Origin of the sequence: Eubacterium barkeri (assembly GCF_900107125.1) — a bacterium.
Classification (GTDB): Bacteria; Bacillota; Clostridia; order Eubacteriales; family Eubacteriaceae; genus Eubacterium_O; species Eubacterium_O barkeri.
Genome location: NZ_FNOU01000002.1, coordinates 73,851 through 89,459, shown reverse-complemented (window position 1 = coordinate 89,459; position 15,609 = coordinate 73,851). Strand labels below are relative to the sequence as shown.

Annotated in this window: 18 protein-coding genes; all 18 read right to left on the bottom strand. The window is 42.9% G+C overall.

The window, feature by feature from the left end; translation table 11 throughout:
* Entirely contained in the window at positions 1 to 1,101 is a 1,101-nt protein-coding gene (locus BLU30_RS01690; protein ID WP_090242834.1) for a siphovirus ReqiPepy6 Gp37-like family protein, read from the bottom strand.
* The gene (locus BLU30_RS01685; protein ID WP_090242831.1) at positions 1,098 to 1,976 is read right to left on the bottom strand and encodes a phage distal tail protein; all 879 of its coding nucleotides are present in this window, start codon (positions 1,974 to 1,976) and stop codon (positions 1,098 to 1,100) included. The genes BLU30_RS01690 and BLU30_RS01685 overlap by 4 nt, the downstream gene beginning before the upstream one ends.
* An 11-nt stretch (positions 1,977 to 1,987) precedes the next feature.
* A complete protein-coding gene (locus BLU30_RS01680; protein ID WP_090242830.1) occupies positions 1,988 to 6,352 on the bottom strand; it encodes a phage tail tape measure protein in 4,365 nt (1,454 codons plus the stop codon).
* A gap of 1 nt (position 6,353) precedes the next feature.
* Positions 6,354 to 6,719 carry a hypothetical protein gene (locus BLU30_RS01675; RefSeq protein ID WP_090242828.1) on the bottom strand — a complete coding sequence of 122 codons (366 nt, stop codon included), beginning with the start codon at positions 6,717 to 6,719 and terminating at the stop codon, positions 6,354 to 6,356.
* 35 nt (positions 6,720 to 6,754) lie between these two features.
* Positions 6,755 to 7,099 carry a hypothetical protein gene (locus BLU30_RS01670; protein ID WP_090242826.1) on the bottom strand — a complete coding sequence of 115 codons (345 nt, stop codon included), beginning with the start codon at positions 7,097 to 7,099 and terminating at the stop codon, positions 6,755 to 6,757.
* 9 nt (positions 7,100 to 7,108) lie between these two features.
* Positions 7,109 to 7,747: a major tail protein gene (locus BLU30_RS01665; protein ID WP_090242824.1), complete on the bottom strand. Its 639-nt coding sequence runs from the start codon at positions 7,745 to 7,747 to the stop codon at positions 7,109 to 7,111.
* Positions 7,740 to 8,084 (bottom strand): gp17 family tail completion protein, encoded by a 345-nt coding sequence (locus BLU30_RS01660; RefSeq protein WP_090242822.1) that lies wholly within the window; start codon positions 8,082 to 8,084, stop codon positions 7,740 to 7,742. The genes BLU30_RS01665 and BLU30_RS01660 overlap by 8 nt, the downstream gene beginning before the upstream one ends.
* A complete protein-coding gene (locus tag BLU30_RS01655) occupies positions 8,081 to 8,533 on the bottom strand; it encodes a hypothetical protein (protein ID WP_090242820.1) in 453 nt (150 codons plus the stop codon). The genes BLU30_RS01660 and BLU30_RS01655 overlap by 4 nt, the downstream gene beginning before the upstream one ends.
* Positions 8,533 to 8,853 (bottom strand): phage head closure protein, encoded by a 321-nt coding sequence (locus BLU30_RS01650; RefSeq protein ID WP_090242818.1) that lies wholly within the window; start codon positions 8,851 to 8,853, stop codon positions 8,533 to 8,535. The genes BLU30_RS01655 and BLU30_RS01650 overlap by 1 nt, the downstream gene beginning before the upstream one ends.
* A 6-nt stretch (positions 8,854 to 8,859) precedes the next feature.
* Positions 8,860 to 9,120: a head-tail connector protein gene (locus BLU30_RS01645; RefSeq protein WP_090242816.1), complete on the bottom strand. Its 261-nt coding sequence runs from the start codon at positions 9,118 to 9,120 to the stop codon at positions 8,860 to 8,862.
* Positions 9,120 to 10,310 carry a phage major capsid protein gene (locus BLU30_RS01640; protein ID WP_090242815.1) on the bottom strand — a complete coding sequence of 397 codons (1,191 nt, stop codon included), beginning with the start codon at positions 10,308 to 10,310 and terminating at the stop codon, positions 9,120 to 9,122. The genes BLU30_RS01645 and BLU30_RS01640 overlap by 1 nt, the downstream gene beginning before the upstream one ends.
* Positions 10,307 to 10,987 (bottom strand): head maturation protease, ClpP-related, encoded by a 681-nt coding sequence (locus tag BLU30_RS01635; RefSeq protein WP_090242813.1) that lies wholly within the window; start codon positions 10,985 to 10,987, stop codon positions 10,307 to 10,309. Before BLU30_RS01635 ends, BLU30_RS01640 begins: the two co-directional genes overlap by 4 nt.
* Positions 10,956 to 12,206: a phage portal protein gene (locus BLU30_RS01630; protein WP_090242811.1), complete on the bottom strand. Its 1,251-nt coding sequence runs from the start codon at positions 12,204 to 12,206 to the stop codon at positions 10,956 to 10,958. The genes BLU30_RS01635 and BLU30_RS01630 overlap by 32 nt, the downstream gene beginning before the upstream one ends.
* Positions 12,207 to 12,356: a hypothetical protein gene (locus tag BLU30_RS14175; RefSeq protein WP_176770794.1), complete on the bottom strand. Its 150-nt coding sequence runs from the start codon at positions 12,354 to 12,356 to the stop codon at positions 12,207 to 12,209.
* Positions 12,356 to 14,065, bottom strand: coding sequence for a terminase large subunit (locus BLU30_RS01625; RefSeq protein WP_090242810.1), 1,710 nt, complete (start codon positions 14,063 to 14,065; stop codon positions 12,356 to 12,358). Before BLU30_RS01625 ends, BLU30_RS14175 begins: the two co-directional genes overlap by 1 nt.
* Positions 14,034 to 14,519, bottom strand: coding sequence for a phage terminase small subunit P27 family (locus tag BLU30_RS01620; protein ID WP_176770793.1), 486 nt, complete (start codon positions 14,517 to 14,519; stop codon positions 14,034 to 14,036). The genes BLU30_RS01625 and BLU30_RS01620 overlap by 32 nt, the downstream gene beginning before the upstream one ends.
* Positions 14,520 to 14,599: 80 nt before the next feature.
* The gene (locus tag BLU30_RS01615) at positions 14,600 to 15,010 is read right to left on the bottom strand and encodes an HNH endonuclease (protein ID WP_176770792.1); all 411 of its coding nucleotides are present in this window, start codon (positions 15,008 to 15,010) and stop codon (positions 14,600 to 14,602) included.
* Between the two features lie 149 nt (positions 15,011 to 15,159).
* Positions 15,160 to 15,567 carry a hypothetical protein gene (locus BLU30_RS01610; protein ID WP_090242804.1) on the bottom strand — a complete coding sequence of 136 codons (408 nt, stop codon included), beginning with the start codon at positions 15,565 to 15,567 and terminating at the stop codon, positions 15,160 to 15,162.
* Positions 15,568 to 15,609 lie beyond the last annotated feature (42 nt).

Genomic DNA, 15,609 nt, shown 5'->3' with positions numbered 1-15,609 from the left:
TTACCGTCCTTTCTTCAGTTTTTCCAGTTCATCCAGTGGCTGTGCTGCCTTTTTTCCGAATGTGATACTTTTCTTAATCGGTGCTCCTTTTTCACATGTCGTTGCAATCTCTGTTATTTGCGTGTCCATATACACCGACCATTTCTCATCGTATACTGTCACAATGTCTCCGCAATCCACATCGTAAACTTTACCGTTTACCCGATATGTTCCATCCAAAGTTTGTACCCGTTTTTTTTCTGATAACTTTGCCATTCCCCGCTGTTTTAATAATTTCTTATAGTCTGCATCGCTCATTTCGGTATTATCATCTTTTTTCTTGGATATGTCGTTGGCATCTACGAATATTTCAAACCGTTGTAATCCGCTGAGTTCTGTTCCTATTTCTGTCATAATTCTTTCATCGTCCTGGCCTTGACCACCGATTAACGCACAGTTTGCATAATCTCTGATTGTATCTGTATAATTTTGCTCAACGACATTCATCAAGTCTCTGGAAAAAACCGCTTTTTTATTAGTGCTCTGTGAATCTGTTCGGTCAATACCCCTTAACACTTCAAAATAAAGCATTCTTGTTTTCGGATCAAATCGACACCGAAATCCTAGTTCTCCTTCTTCTGCATTTTCCATAATGGCATTCAAGGCATTACCAAAGCTTTTCTGGATATCCAGTATTTCTGAATACCCCTTTCGTTCTCCCATGTATAATCCGGGTATCTTTCTTTTGCTGTCTGCCGGATTAACGCAATTATCGTTAACGATTTTTCGCATTAAATCTTCATAGGTGATTTTTGTTTCTTTGATTCGTTCCCAGCAAATTCTTCGCTCAATTAAGCATTCCGCGCTTCGGCCATTGACCTGGATATATTCCAATCCCTTCTCTTGCTTTTCCATTCTGGCTGTTTCTATGATGTAAATCTCGTTCGTACCCTCTACATGGATCCTTTTCTTTGATTTAAGTAGATCACTGTTTTTTTTTGTTGCCTGTACATAAAGTTTAATGTCTCCTGGAGCATAGAAACGTTTTGTCCGTGTCAATGATTTAAATTGGCCAATCATCCCGATTATCTGCATTTCTTCGTTGAAAATTGTAAGCATCATATTCCTAAATACCTCGGTGTAAAATCAATCGATACCTCCATTTGTTCCTCCCCTACATCTGCACTATATTTTAAAGTGTTTTCTCCGACATCCAGTTTTATAAATTTAGATGTGATATCAAAATCGTTAATGATATCTTCTTCCACATCCCCCTTTATAGAATTTATCCTACAATCCATCTCTGTTGTATTATTGATGATGATTGTCTCTCCGGCCGACATCGTATAAGAGGAAAAACGGAACACTTGGTTGTTCGTTATATTGGTGATTGTCGGATTAATCACGATTCCAGCTGCTTTTATTTTTATTTGGATTCCGCACGGTTTATGACCTTCATTGTTTATTGTCTGCACTACATTGATAACGCGATATCCCAAATCAACACCTACTTCCGACGGAATCACAAGTGGAAAGTGCAGACCTCCCTGCGTTGTCGAGAATCCCTTGCTTTGTGATTCCTTGTAAAACTTAGGGTCATGCATGAGAAATATAATTTCCGCTTCATAAACGGTTCGTTTCCGTTTAACTGGCATGTCGGGTATCCCATCGGCAACCACCCTGGCTTTCACCCATTCACCATCTAACCAATAGGTCAATTCCCCTTCACCATTTGATGGATTGATTAGTTCAATCAACTCTTCTCTCGCTCGGAGTAGCTGTTCCATGGTTTCCGTTGAAATAATAACCCCAAGCTCGATCTGCTTCTTTTCAAGCTCAGAATGGTCATACTCTTCTCCATCCCCATCATAGACACTGGATGTTACTGCCGTTGCTCCTGTTCGTGCAATACCGTTTATATATCCAAATTTGAAAGGCGGCGTTCGATCAAATATAACGCTATGCCCTTTTGTATTTTTAAACATAACCTTTTGCATGAGCACCTCCTTTAACTTCTTTGATTCCACAACCTTCTCAGCATGTTTTCTTGCTGTCTCGTTGTTTCATACTCGTTCATGTTCGCTCCAAAATGATTATGGATTTCATACTTTCCATTCCCTGCACCACCAAGTGCATTAGCCACAATCTGCATAACCTCAGCCTCCATCCGTTCCCGGATAGGCTCAATAATAGACCCACCTGAGTTTCTGTATGGGTTTTCATATGCTGGCACAATCAGCTCATTCTGGTGTGCCAGAATTGGCATAGTGTAAGGAAGAGATCGTGTGCCAACAGCAAACCCAAAGTAACTCATCGGATCGACCTGATCACCGTTGACCAAAACTGAAAAATGGATATGTGGCCCGGTACTGTTTCCTGTGCTCCCCACAAGCCCTACAGTTTCACCTGTTCTTACGGTAGATCCAACAGATGTCAACACCTCAGACATATGGCCATATAGCGTGGCCAGTCCATTTCCGTGGTCAATCTTAACGGCATTTCCGTATCCACCATACCATCCGGCCGTTGTCACGCCTCCAGATCCGGCGGCATAAATCGGGCTACCGTATGGTGCTCCGATATCCACGCCCTCATGCCAAGTACTGCCGATTCCTCCAGGTGATTCACGACCTCCGAAGTAATCCGTAATTGCGGATGTGTCGGATGGCCATTGCAATCCTCCGGACCCAATATAGGTCCCAGATCCGGATGAACCGCTCGACGGGAACAGGATTTGATTGATTGTCCCCATCAGTCCTGATGGGTCTAACCCCAGTTTATCTCTCAGAAAATCTCCAAATGCACCGACCCCAGCCATGTTGCTCCCAAGAGCCTCGAAGAGCCCCTGGACGGACAATCCGCCACCAGAAAACGCATTATAGACAGCTTGGGCACCCGCTTTTGCAATAGACATCCAGTTATCTGCTGTAAAATTATTGGCAAAACCTTGTAAACAATATCCAGCGGCGTCATAAAATAGTGTTGACGGCGAATTGATCCCGAGTTTTTCGCAAAATCCTTTCCAGATTGCTTCTGCTGCCGCTTTGATGTTATCAACAATTGTCCATGCGCCAATTCCATCAATAAATCCCTGGTTTCCCATGCTCGCCGCATAGCTTGCCTGTCTTTGACTTTCCCCGGCTGTTCCTCCAATGCCATCTGCGAATTTAATGCCACCAGTTGTTCCGGCATTAAGCAACGAACCCTGCCATGATGCAGCCCCGCTTGTTGCTCGTGACCCAATTTGATTACCCGCTACATTTGCGTTGCTTCCTTGATTTGCTACACCACCAACATAACCACTCGCGGATTGATTCCCAACGTTTCCAAAAGATTGCATCCATGCAAGTAACCCGTTGTTTGCTGCTCCGCCAATTGATTGGCCGGCCGCACCAGCTGTTCCGGATTGATTCCCAAGTGACATTGAGTATGATACACCCTCACTCGCTCCACTTTTTTCAAATTCTCCACTCTGACTTTGAATTCCAGCATTTCCCATTCCAGCTATTTTAGATCCGCTTTCAAACGCGGGGAAAAGATTTTTAAAAAACCCGCTTATGTACTCACCGGCATGCTTTACACCGGAAGTGTTGTATTCCTCGGATTTTGTCGATACACCATCAATTGTTGCTAAAGCAGCTCCAGTTCCTGCTGTCAAGAATGACTGTGTGTCTAAGAACGGCGCTTTATAGGCATCTGCCCCATTCTTTCCGTTTGTTTCAAGCTTCTGAGCCGCAGAATCGGTCGCCGTTCCAGTTGCATCAACAGCATCTGCAGCATTTTTGTTTGCTTGTTCAAGCTCTTTTAACGGATCGATTGTTCCGTCGATTACGCCTTGTGCATATTCAATGGATTTATTGGATTCTTCATACTTTTGTTTTAGCTCATCCTTTGAACCAGCAAGCTCTTTTTCTTTTTCTTTTAATTTGTCAATCTCGCCTTTAGTTACCATGTATTGATGCCCTTCATTGACACCATATTCCGTTAACTCTTTCTGTTTCTGCGTGATTTGACCTTGAACACTTGTTAGTTCTGTTCCTGTTTCGCTTAATTGTCGGATAACGTCAGCTTGACCAGAATATGCCTCATTGAGCATTTTCGTATAAGCTGCCGTTGTTGCTTGTTTAGTGAGATTACCGATGTTTTCCAATATCTCATCATTGGTATTACTCAGGGAATTCGTTGTGTTATCATAATTTAGATTTAGTCCTGGTATTGTCTCATTTAATTTTTCAACAAGCGCAAGAATTTTCCCTTTGCCCGTCTCAGTTTCACCTTCTGCTGTTATTAGATTGGATAATTCTCCAACCATATCTCTTGCGGCTTGTGCGCTCCCCGCGATGCTCGAAACCTGTGTTGATGCCGCGGTGTTTGAATTTGTTATCGCCGAAGAAACATCATCATTTGCTTTTTTTAATTCTGTTATTTTGTCAGTTGTTGCTTTTACCGCTTGCGTCGCTTCATCGTTGATTTGTTTTTGTGTAGCAAATAAGGCTATAAGCGTTCCCACTCCGATTGTTACTGGTATTGCGGCTGCGGCCATTCCAGCTAATCCTGCCGACGTGGACGCCAAAGCGGTTCCGCTTCCAGTCGCGGCTGTTCCCATTCCTGTTAATTTTGTTGTAAAGCTACCAATCTTAGTAACAATCCCACCACTACCAAATTGCTTTACAATCCCACCGATCCCAGATGACATCTTCCCAAATGCAGAAATCACAGGCCCAGCTGCGGCAGCGGTAGCTCCAAATTGGACAACCGCCTTCTTTTGCTCATCGGTCAGGCTTCCGAACCATTCAATAATACCCTCAGCCGCATCGATAGCATCTTCGAAAACTGGCAGCATTTCATCGCCCAATTTAATGGCAACCTCCACTGCTTGATTCCAAAGTATCTTTAGTTTAGACGCTGTCGTTTCGTATCGTTTCGCTGCTTCGTCTTGTAGGGCCGTATTGCTTTCCCAGGCACCTTCAGATGTTGCCAGCGTATTGTTTAGCAAATCGCCACTGCTTGAAAGACTCAAAATAGCATTGCGCATCCGTACTTCGCTGATTCCCATCTCATCTAGTGTAGCAATGGCAGATTTCCCGGTGCGCTCTGTATCGTTCAGTCCGGTGACAAATGCCGTGATTGCCTTTGCCGCATTATCTTTAAATGCTGTGCTAAAATCATCGGCACTCATGCCAGCTACCGTTGCAAACTGATTCAGGCTTTCTCCGCCCTGTTCTGTTGCCAGCTGAATCTCGATCATCAACTTAGACATGGCCGTTCCGCCGGCTTCAGCCTCAATCCCAACACTGGACATGGCTGCCGCCAGGGCCATGATATCAGCCTCCGACATTCCCACCTGGTATCCTGCAGCCGCCAGATTTTGACCCATATTGACAATCTCAGCTTCTGTCGTTGCGTAATTATTCCCCAAGGCAACGACAGATGATCCAAGTCTGTCAAAATTATCCTGGCTCATTTGCGTGACATTTGCTACCCTGGCGAGGGCCGTTGCTGCTTCTTCGCTGGTTAGATTCGTTGTATCTCCAAGCTTCACCATTGTTTCGGTAAAACTGAGGATACTTTCTGTCTTAATTCCGAGCTGTCCGGCAGCCTCAGCAACACCCGCTATTTCAGTTGCAGACTCTGGCATCCGCTCCGACAGTGCCAGAATTCCATCAGAAAGCTTCTTAAGCTGCTCTTCTGTGCCACCTACCGTCTTTCGCACCCCGGCGAAGGCATCCTCATAATCAATGGCTGCTTTCCCAGCCGCCGCCCCGGCAGCTACAATCGGAACCGTTAAATGCGTTGTCAGCGTATTTCCAACACTCTGTGCCTTCTGTCCAATGGTATCTAATCCATTTGCCATGGCATCAACCTTGAAATTCTTCAGGGCCGTTTCGTTTTCGGTTACCTCAGCCGTATACTTGTTTAGATTCGTTGTGGCCGTTGTCAGCTTATTATTGGTTGTTTCAATGGCATTTGCATTGGACTTTTGCTGCTTTTCAAGCTTTATCAGATTCTCTTCCAGCTCTTTTGCCGCTTTGCTGTCCGCACCATAGGCATTCACCGCCGCCGTGTGGGCCATCGTCGCCGCTTGTACCGACTGAGCAAGATCCGTTTGCCTTTGTTTTTGCTTTTCCAGCGTCTGGTTTAGCGTGGCCATCAAATTCTTTTGATTTGTGACCTGCTGGTTCCCAACCTGTACCTTCTTGGTTAGGGCATCTTGTTTTGCCTTTAAGGAATCAAAGGCGTTCCCGCTGGCCTTTGCCACTGTCTCACTGGCTTTTAGTTCCGAATTGATGAGGCGTTGTTCGGCCAGCAATTCTTTCGCTGCCTGATTATAATCCTTAATGTCCATTCCAATTTTCAAAACAGCACTGGCCAAATCAATCACCTCCCCATTCGTTATTTTTCCGTTGTTTTGCGTCAAAAATGACGGCTTCAACCATATTCAGATAATCACACCGCATCGCATCCGCGTAGCTATTATTTAGTAACCGGATTGATAGCGAGACAAAAGCGTCGATATTGCTAACCTGTATATTTTTCGGCTCTTCTTCCTGTTTTTCTGGGTAAATCCCCATATCCTGTAGAATCTTTTTAAACTTACTTTCTTTCTTTTCTACTTTTTCTTCAAATATCAAAGAATACTCATAGTTCAATGCATAAATTTGTTTTAATATTTCCTGGATAAATAGTTTCTCACAGAAGTATGTATAAAGATCTTCTGGCATTTCTCCAAAGAAAATCATCAAATCTTCTCTGCCATCCGATTTGAAATATTGTCTTAGCTTGTTTGCGCTGACGATTCCTGCCCTTCGGCTCCAGTAAAAAAATCAGATTTCATCGCTTCAATGGCTTTTCCCCAACGGATATTTACATCGGCTTGAATCCTATTAAAAGCAATTACAATCTCTACAACATCCCCTTCATCCATGATTTTTTCCACATCGGCTTTCCCATCTGTAGCATCCGATATAATTTCCGCCATTTTTCTTAATTCTTTTTCTTCAAAAGGGCTTTCAAAAAAATTTTTATTTCCAATTTCTTCCATGGCCGATATTAGTTTTTTGTACTTTTGAGTGCTCAACCCAACCGACTCATATTCTTTTTTGCAGATTTCTAATTTCATCATTGCCTCCTATACCGTTGCTCCAAATTTAGGCTCAACAACTTTCGTCCTCCACGCTGTAATAGCATCTGCCGCATTAGTATACGTCGCCTCCATTTGTTCTTCATCCAAAACAACAGCGTAAGGATTCCGACTTTCGCCATCAATCACAATAGGTTTCTTTCTAGCATAGTATTTCCCTTTTAATGTGTTTGTTTTTGTCTGGATTTTATCCTCTTTTGTGTTATATTCGACCTCATCGCCCTGGTTAAAAGTCACACAATACAGTTGAGTAAATTCCTGCTTTCCATCCTTCATCTCAGAAATAAAGGATATCGCAACCTTTCCAGGGTTATCGTCTTCTGATTTGATTAAGAATCCTTCTTTGTACAGCTGATTCAGAAGAGCTTCTCTTTCCTGTGGAATCAACCGGCTGATTTCAAGCTCGATATCACCTTCAGTGAATTCCCCTAAAACTTCTTCAACCGTTCCGTCAGAATAAACCATTTCGCTCTCATACTTATCTGAAAGCTTCGCTTTAATTGCCCCTTTCAGATCAATCTTATCTCCGGCAGTATATGTATCCTCTGTATCTGCTGTTACCTTTGCATATTGCAACCCATATAAGTTTCTGGTTCTTGATTTTGTGATTATTTTTACCTCAGCCATTGTTTTCCTCCGTTAAAATTAAAAATTTCTGACTATTATGGTAATAGTCAATCTCACTTAAATACTCAAATTGCGTCCCCTGCCAGATAAATCCCCCAGATTCAAGAGCTGCCCTTATTTTTTTCATAACAGCGTCCGCCTCATCGATGGACGATGAAAACACGTCGAACCGGTATGTGTGCTCCACGGAATCATAATACCCATCGGCATATACCTGTGGCTCCTCGCTGATCTGCTGGAACACTCCATGGGTTTTATCCAGTTCCTGCCTGTACCAACTTTCAAAGATGTTCGGGATATCCTCCGTTAATTTGTAAATCAAATCACTCAGCGTCACCCAATCGCCTCCTTTATTGCCGCCTCATATTCAGCTTCTGTCATTCGTTTGATATATTGCTCAACATCCGCTTTAATGGGTTCAAATGTTTTCTGCTCCCGTAAGTTTTCCGCCCCATAAATCGGAAATCTTTCATAAAAATGCGGGCTGTCATCCTCTGGTTCCCACCCAATATTTCCGCTGTACCGGTACCCCTTCTTTGATACCTTCCCAATCGCCACATTGTCCGCCGCATGGCCCGGTGGCGTTTGCCGTCCACTACCACGCTGCGGCCCCGATTTACTATGGTCCTTTGAACGTGGGGCTTTTTTCTCTGTCAGCTTTGCACCATACTCCTGCCCAGATAAAACAATCCTTCGATTGATCTTTCCAACCAGCGTTTCAGACCCGATTGTGATGAGTCGGTTCTGTAGTTTTTCAAATTCATTACTATTAATCGTAATCTGCATTAAGACACCGCCTCAGCCCGGATTCGGAGTGTTCGCTTTTGCTTGTCCAGAAAATCAATGTCATAGATCTTAAACCGTCGGCCGTTCCAGATGACCTCATATCCTTTTCCGGAAAACACCTCATCCATTGCTTTACAATATCGAATGTCAAAGGTCATGGCCGTGTTCATTTGCAGCTGCATGGCATTATAGAGCTCATTTTTTTTAAGGGTATTGATTGCCGCCCAACATTCCCGCACTTTTATTGGGTCTTGTTCAACCGGTTTCCCGTTCACACGGATTACCTCCGGCTCTTTTATGATTTTGATAACGGCATCCATAGGCACCTACTTATATTTTTCATGGTCAATCATCGACCGAACCATCCTCGAATATCCTTTGTTGGATCCATTTAGTCCTCTGTTGTCATACATCTCCATCACCATGGCGCAAATAATAATTTCCTGGGAAGCTGACCGTACGTTTTTGTCATATCCATCAATTGATGCGGCCAATTCCTCATTAGCCGCATTCATAAACTTCTCAATCAGTTCATCATCATCGTTATAGTCAACCCGGAGATATTTTTTTACATCTTCCCGATTCATTAGAGTTTCGTGGTATCAACCAGCAGCGCATAAACGGATTCACAGTCGATCAGCTTTCCATCAAACCGGAAAACGCCCTTAATTTCTGTAAGGTCTTTCCGCCACGCATCCCCACCGATCCGCGTCGTTTCAACGGACATCATTTTCCGGTCAAACAACGTGTAAAGTTGGCTTAAATCCCCCATAATAAATGGTGTGTATTTTGTCGTTGTTGATGATGCTGTTACTTCTACTTCCTTCAGAAACTCACCCGGCACACAAACAATTTCATATCCTAAAAACACGTATCCCGATTTCTTTGTTGGATCTGGTTGTAACGCTGGCTTCCCGTCGTTCTTCAAATTATCCAGGAAGTTATATCCAGTAGGCGTTGTGAAAATCTTCAGATCATCCTCAACGATCGTGTTAAGCTTTGTATTGAAAACCTTCTTGAAGTCTTCAATGGTTGGGGCATCTGTTTTCTTTTCGAAAACATCTTTTAATTTCCCAGTTGTCGTCATTTCGGTTAAGATACCTTCAGCATCATTGCTTCCCGTCCCATTAAAAACCCTGTAGTTGTATGTATTGACTTCACCTTCGCCCATCCATTTGGATAGGTAAGACACAAAGTTTTCCGTGGAATCGTCAATAAGCTCGTTGGTCACCGGAATATACCCCGCATATTTTTGAATTTTGTAACTTATCTGTCCAAATGTCGGTTCGTGGTGTGCCTGAATTTGCGCATTTTCAGCCACAGACGCAAACCCAGAGGCTTGTGGTTTATTCGTCCTTACGGTTCGTTTTCCGCTTTCCGTACTCACCGTCTCAATGTTGAGGTATGGACGGATATCAAACTTTTTCCGCTGGAATTCGATGATTCTTGTTTGAACATCTTCCGGCACTGTATATCCCCCGGCACTATCGGTCCCCTCGACCATGACATTTTTAATTTGTGGATTTGTTTTCGGATTTAAATCAATGGTTCCCCGAATAGCCCCCATAAACAGTTCAACGGTATCCTCCATTGGTTCAGCAATCGGATCTACTGGCTTTGCCGCTGGGGTAATTCTTTCCAATTCAATCTGAGCGTTGACCCGTTCCAGTTCGGCCGTCAACTCTTGCATGTCTTTGACTGACCCGGATTGAGTAACGACATCAACCTTATTTAGCAGCCCCTGGCGTTCATTTTCTAATTCTTGTAATTTTGTCATTTTTGATAAATCTCCTTTAATAAATTTAATTTTGCTCGTTCGTGCTCTATCGCGATTTCTTCTGGACGTCGCTTATAGCTATCAAACAATGGCGAATAACAATTTTGGATATTGACCTCATCCACTACCGTCACATTAAAGACATCTGCCGCCTCGGACCCATAAAACCACGTTTCCTCATTAACCAGTTTTTCAATCTCATCTTTACCCTTAATGGCTTTTCGCATGTACGCATCAACAATCTGATTCTGCGTCGCATCCATCCGGTCTGCCATTTTTCTAAGTCCATCCGCATTCGCATTTAACCATCCGCTCACCGTCGGCTTATGAATCATAAGCTGCGCATTCTTCGGCATAATGATTTCATCGCAATACATGGCAATCACCGATGCAATGGAAGCACACACTCCATCAATATGGGCTGTTTTCTTGCACTTTTTCCGTTCAAGCTCATTGGCGATGGCCATTCCGCCCCAGCAATCTCCACCGGGTGAATTAAAATAAATGTCAACAGCGGACGCATCATCAATTGGCCGCAATGCGTCAATAATCTCTTTTGGTGCCATGTCATCTTCGCACCACTTCCAATCTTTCCGATTCCCGAGGATCTCCCCGTAAAGATAAATCGATGCCTCTCCGGTTTCATTATTCATCTTCAGGTTCAGCATTCTTTCCATTCTGTTCACCTCTTTTATTTTTAAGCTGATATTCTCTGATAATATCCATAGGAACGAAGTTCAAATTCCCCCAATAAATATCACCATCCTCTCCGATTCCATCCATATCCTCTTTCCCTCTGATTTCATTGACATTGATAGCTCCGAGGTTCCGCATTTTTTCATAGTAGTTCGATCTAGCTTCTGGTGCAGCCCTTAAGGCCGCCTCCATATTAAACCTTGTGAATAGACCCTCCCGCTTCTCTCGGATATAGAAATATTTAAAATCCATTTCTTCTTCAATATCAGTCAGCAGTGGTTGAATCTCATTCCCAATGAAATCTTCGTTTTGAGACTGGACATTATTAAATTTTGCACCATCCATAATCCCAAGCTTATGTGGTGGGATGTTGAAAAAGCGTCCGATTTCCTCCACCGAAAACTTCCGCATAGCCAGGAACTGGGCATCCGCAAAGCTCATTGATATTTCTTTGTATTCCAGACTTCTGTCCAGCACTGGAATGTCGAATGCTTTTTGTACACCGCTGTTATGCTTTATCCACTCTTCACGGATTTTATTTTTCACTTCTCCATTTAAATCATTCGGACTCATTAAAATGGCATTGCTCAGTGTTCCGCGTTCGTAGTACTTTTCAAGCAAAGCATTGGCATTATAATCATTACTGATCGTCAATCTTGCATTTTCAATCTTGGACCTGCCCTTGTACGAGTTATTCCCCAGCTCCTTAAAATGCATGATCTGCAAATAAGTGTAGGTTACTCTTCCTCCCGATACTGGATCAGCGTAGGTGTAGGTCAATGAGCGGTCGTCCATCAACGTCACATCGACAAGCCACGGTTCAAGCCGCCTAAGGGCCTCTCTGTTTCCTTCGATAAGGACGTAGGCATTCCCCCAAGTATCAATATCCACCGAAATCATTTTCTTAAGTTGGGATGGTGTCGTTGTTTTATTTGGCCTTTTCTCCAGCAAATCAACAACGGACGGATCCCGTATCCTCTCCCTTCCACCACCGGCCCTTCTAAACACCTGAATCGGCAGTTTGGAGACCGTATTGGCCCGCACCGCCAGGCAACGCTGCACCGCTGAAATATTCGACGCCAAATTATCTGCTGCCTTTGGCCGCCCAATTGCTTCAATAAGCCACTGTTCCGGTGTTTCCAGTCTTGATAGAACCTGTTCAACCGGTGCGCTATTCTTTAGAAATAACTTTTCAAACACCTAATTCCCCCTTCCCTTGATATAAGACAGGATCACCCCTGCCGCTATGCATATTACCGATAAACCAAATACCGCCGCCGCTACCGATACAAACAAGTAAAGTCCAACAACCAGCAGCACGAACCCAATAATAATTAATACATCATTCATCACATCGTCCAATCATTCCAATCGTATTCTTTATAACTCATTGCCAGTTTAAAACCACACAATATGGCATCTACCGGGTCGATCTTTTTTTCTGTTGCGTCTTTATCAATCTTTATAAACCCATTAGAAACTCTGATCACGGCATTGCTTATTGAAAAATTAAGGACCGGGTTATCCTCCACAATGACATTCCCCTGGTATACTTCATCTCTAAATCCCTTCGTAGAATCATTTAAGCTTTTATGGGATTGATAGACTTCCTCTACCTCATACCCCATATCCGAAACCGTCGTCTCAAACATCGTTGCATTATTCGGGTCAACCGCAAAACATTCAATCTCCCAGTTATTGCTTTTACACGCATTGATCACATAATCAATCACCACCCGCTGGTCAACAACCGGTGATTCTGTCGATGTAATGAACCCTCTTTTAAACCAACTGATATAAGGCTTTCGATCTTTTATCTGCCGCTCTAATATCTTCTCTTCATTGGGTGCAAAACTGTGTACTTTCACGGCATATTTCCTGACGCCATCTAGATCTATTGGGAAGATGAAGGCCACTGATGTCATGTCGATTTTGGAAGACATATCGACGCCCACATATACTTTCCTTCCCGTTAATGGAATCTGAATAGTATCAACAATGCATTCATTCCATTTTTTCAGGTCCATATATCCCGATTCTTTGGCCATCACCCATTTATTGAGCGATTTTGTTAAAAAAAGCGGCATCTTCTCAGGCATCCCACAGGCTTCTTTATAATTTTGTTCAATGAGCTCTACCCCTTTTGGGTAGCTCATGCGAATCGGATTTGCTTTAAACCAGTTCTTTTTGTCACTGATGTCGTCCCCTTCATCCATCTCACAAATATCCACGAAGTATTGTTCATTCTCATCCTCCAAATCTGGATTCAAAATGCGTTTGCAGTATTTGTATTCCTGCACATAGCACGGATACGTCAAATCAATTCCAGCTGTTGTGATAATCATCAACAGCCCTTCTTTCGTATTCATGCCCTGGGCACCAACCTGATAAAACTCATCCGTTGGGTGTTGGTGGTATTCATCGACAATATAAACTGCCGGGTTTGTCCCATCTCCCGATTTTCGATCTTCTTTACTAAGCGGTTTTATAAAGCTTCCCGTTTTTTTATGGGTAATCTTATCCCTGGTGCAGATAAATTTGCTCTGAAGGATTGACCCCCGCAGCATCAATATCGCTTCTTCAAACACCAGTTTTGATTGATCCCGCTTGACGCCAACAGTGTAGCACTCATAATGTTCCTTATTTTTAGTGGCCCCATAGGATATTTCATACAGTGCGATTCCTGCTTCTTCCTGGGACTTTGCGTTCTTTCTTCCAACCTGTGTGTAAGACCTCGTAAATCGCCTTAATCCATTATCTTTACGCCGCCATCCATACAGCTGGCAAATCCTGAATTTCTGCCAATCTGTTAATATGATTGGCATTCCAGCTAAAACACCCTTGCTGTGCCTAAGTAGCGCAAACCATTCTACAATGCGCTTAGCTTCCAGTTCGCTCCAATCCCACTTATCGGATTTAATATCCCTCAACAGTCGTTGACATGCCCATTTATGCGACAGCCCAGACGGTATTTTTCTTTCAATACAATCTTTTGCGTATTTTGTAATTTCATTTAGGATTGGGTATCTAGATGTCTCCAAAGAGCTCTTCAACTTCATCCTTCTTCTCCTTGACCTTCATTGATGCTATCTTTAATCTTGAGTCGATGGTCAATCCCAAAAGGGCGGCGAACTTTCGCATTTCTTCCGCATATGCCGCTTGTATCGATATCTTCGGGTTTTTAACTTCTTTTTCATCCCCTCTTGCATTGATCTGTAAAATTGTTAAATCCTCATCGTCAAGTTCTTTTGTTACCCGCCGATACGCCACAAATGCATTGCAATACCCCGCCAAATTATTAATATCCGCATCCGAAATATAATCCAAACCGTCAAGAACTTTAATGATCCGTCGATATTCTGCCTTGGATTCTTTGTTCATCCATGTTGGTGGATTTCTGAACTTTTCCCTTAATACTTTCTTATCTTCTGATTGAATAAGCCCGTCATTTAGCCGTTCTTCTTCGGTTAAATGCTTTGATTTTAGTTCGGCTGGTTTTCGACTTCTTGCCATTTTCTCCCTCCTTTCGACAGTTTGGTTCATTTTGGGAAAATCGTGTGCGGAAAGTTGGGAGTGCGACTTTTTAAACCCACTTAAAAGTTTTTAGACACCGGGGGTATCCCCGCCAATCTCTTTATTTCTTCCATTCTTTCGTTACTTTCGTAAGTTTTATGTGTTTTATTGTGACATTTTGCACACATCGCTATCAGGTTGTTTAAGTCGTAAATACTTCCGCCTTCTTTGATTGGTTCTATGTGGTGTATTACCTCTGCTGCTCTTATTTCCCCTTTTTTAAAGCAGCATCGGCACATGCCAACGTCACGCTCCATTGCTTTGTCTCTTACCTTCTTCCACCTGGATGATGTGTATATCCTCTGTTCCTCTACATCCTTTCGTTGTTTATAATATTCTCTATCTCTTTTCTTCCTTGCGCTGTCATTGCACTTGCACTCCTTTCCAACCTCCACTTTATTCCCACATCTTGGACATGTTCTTCTGATCATTATTATTTTCTCCATAAAAAAACATCGGCATAACCGATGGTAGTGAATCTGTTACGATGTTGTATAAAAAAGGACACTCTGTTGCAGCAGAGTGCCCGAAGGAGAGTATGACAATTTACGCTTTTCTCATGTTATATATTATCACAATTTCATCCGGATTTTTCGGTCATTTTCAAGAAACGATCATGTCTCTTCCTTGGCACACTTTCGTCCGCATATCCTAAATCCATCGCTATTTCTCTCCAATTCATTCCGTCAACATAATAGAGATTAAGTATAGTCCTCATTTCGGAATCCTCAACCAAATTGATAAAGCGATTTAGCCGATTGAGTTCATATAATCTTTTGTGCATGCTTAATTTAATTAATGCTTTCAGATCTCCAATCTCAGCCGCGCAATTCCCTATCTTATCTGTGCACCTATGCCCATTCGGCATCCCTGTTATTTCTCCGCTCGTGTCATTAGTCGCTGAATCTTCGAGTTCCTTCAGCTTTTTTTTGTACTGTTTAATTTCTTTGTTGAGCCAATAAAGTTGAGATAACTCTTTTTTTGTCATCGATGTCTCCATGATGTACATGCCTCATTTTCAGGCAAAACC

Coding starts and splice junctions, on each gene's coding strand:
- BLU30_RS01690 (WP_090242834.1), bottom strand. CDS start 1,101: ATGATGCTTACAATTTTCAACGAAGAAATGCAGATAATCGGGATGATT.
- BLU30_RS01685 (WP_090242831.1), bottom strand. CDS start 1,976: ATGCAAAAGGTTATGTTTAAAAATACAAAAGGGCATAGCGTTATATTT.
- BLU30_RS01675 (WP_090242828.1), bottom strand. CDS start 6,719: ATGATTTTCTTTGGAGAAATGCCAGAAGATCTTTATACATACTTCTGT.
- BLU30_RS01670 (WP_090242826.1), bottom strand. CDS start 7,099: ATGAAATTAGAAATCTGCAAAAAAGAATATGAGTCGGTTGGGTTGAGC.
- BLU30_RS01665 (WP_090242824.1), bottom strand. CDS start 7,747: ATGGCTGAGGTAAAAATAATCACAAAATCAAGAACCAGAAACTTATAT.
- BLU30_RS01655 (WP_090242820.1), bottom strand. CDS start 8,533: ATGCAGATTACGATTAATAGTAATGAATTTGAAAAACTACAGAACCGA.
- BLU30_RS01650 (WP_090242818.1), bottom strand. CDS start 8,853: ATGGATGCCGTTATCAAAATCATAAAAGAGCCGGAGGTAATCCGTGTG.
- BLU30_RS01645 (WP_090242816.1), bottom strand. CDS start 9,120: ATGAATCGGGAAGATGTAAAAAAATATCTCCGGGTTGACTATAACGAT.
- BLU30_RS01640 (WP_090242815.1), bottom strand. CDS start 10,310: ATGACAAAATTACAAGAATTAGAAAATGAACGCCAGGGGCTGCTAAAT.
- BLU30_RS01635 (WP_090242813.1), bottom strand. CDS start 10,987: ATGGAAAGAATGCTGAACCTGAAGATGAATAATGAAACCGGAGAGGCA.
- BLU30_RS14175 (WP_176770794.1), bottom strand. CDS start 12,356: ATGAATGATGTATTAATTATTATTGGGTTCGTGCTGCTGGTTGTTGGA.
- BLU30_RS01625 (WP_090242810.1), bottom strand. CDS start 14,065: ATGAAGTTGAAGAGCTCTTTGGAGACATCTAGATACCCAATCCTAAAT.
- BLU30_RS01620 (WP_176770793.1), bottom strand. CDS start 14,519: ATGGCAAGAAGTCGAAAACCAGCCGAACTAAAATCAAAGCATTTAACC.
- BLU30_RS01615 (WP_176770792.1), bottom strand. CDS start 15,010: ATGATCAGAAGAACATGTCCAAGATGTGGGAATAAAGTGGAGGTTGGA.
- BLU30_RS01610 (WP_090242804.1), bottom strand. CDS start 15,567: ATGACAAAAAAAGAGTTATCTCAACTTTATTGGCTCAACAAAGAAATT.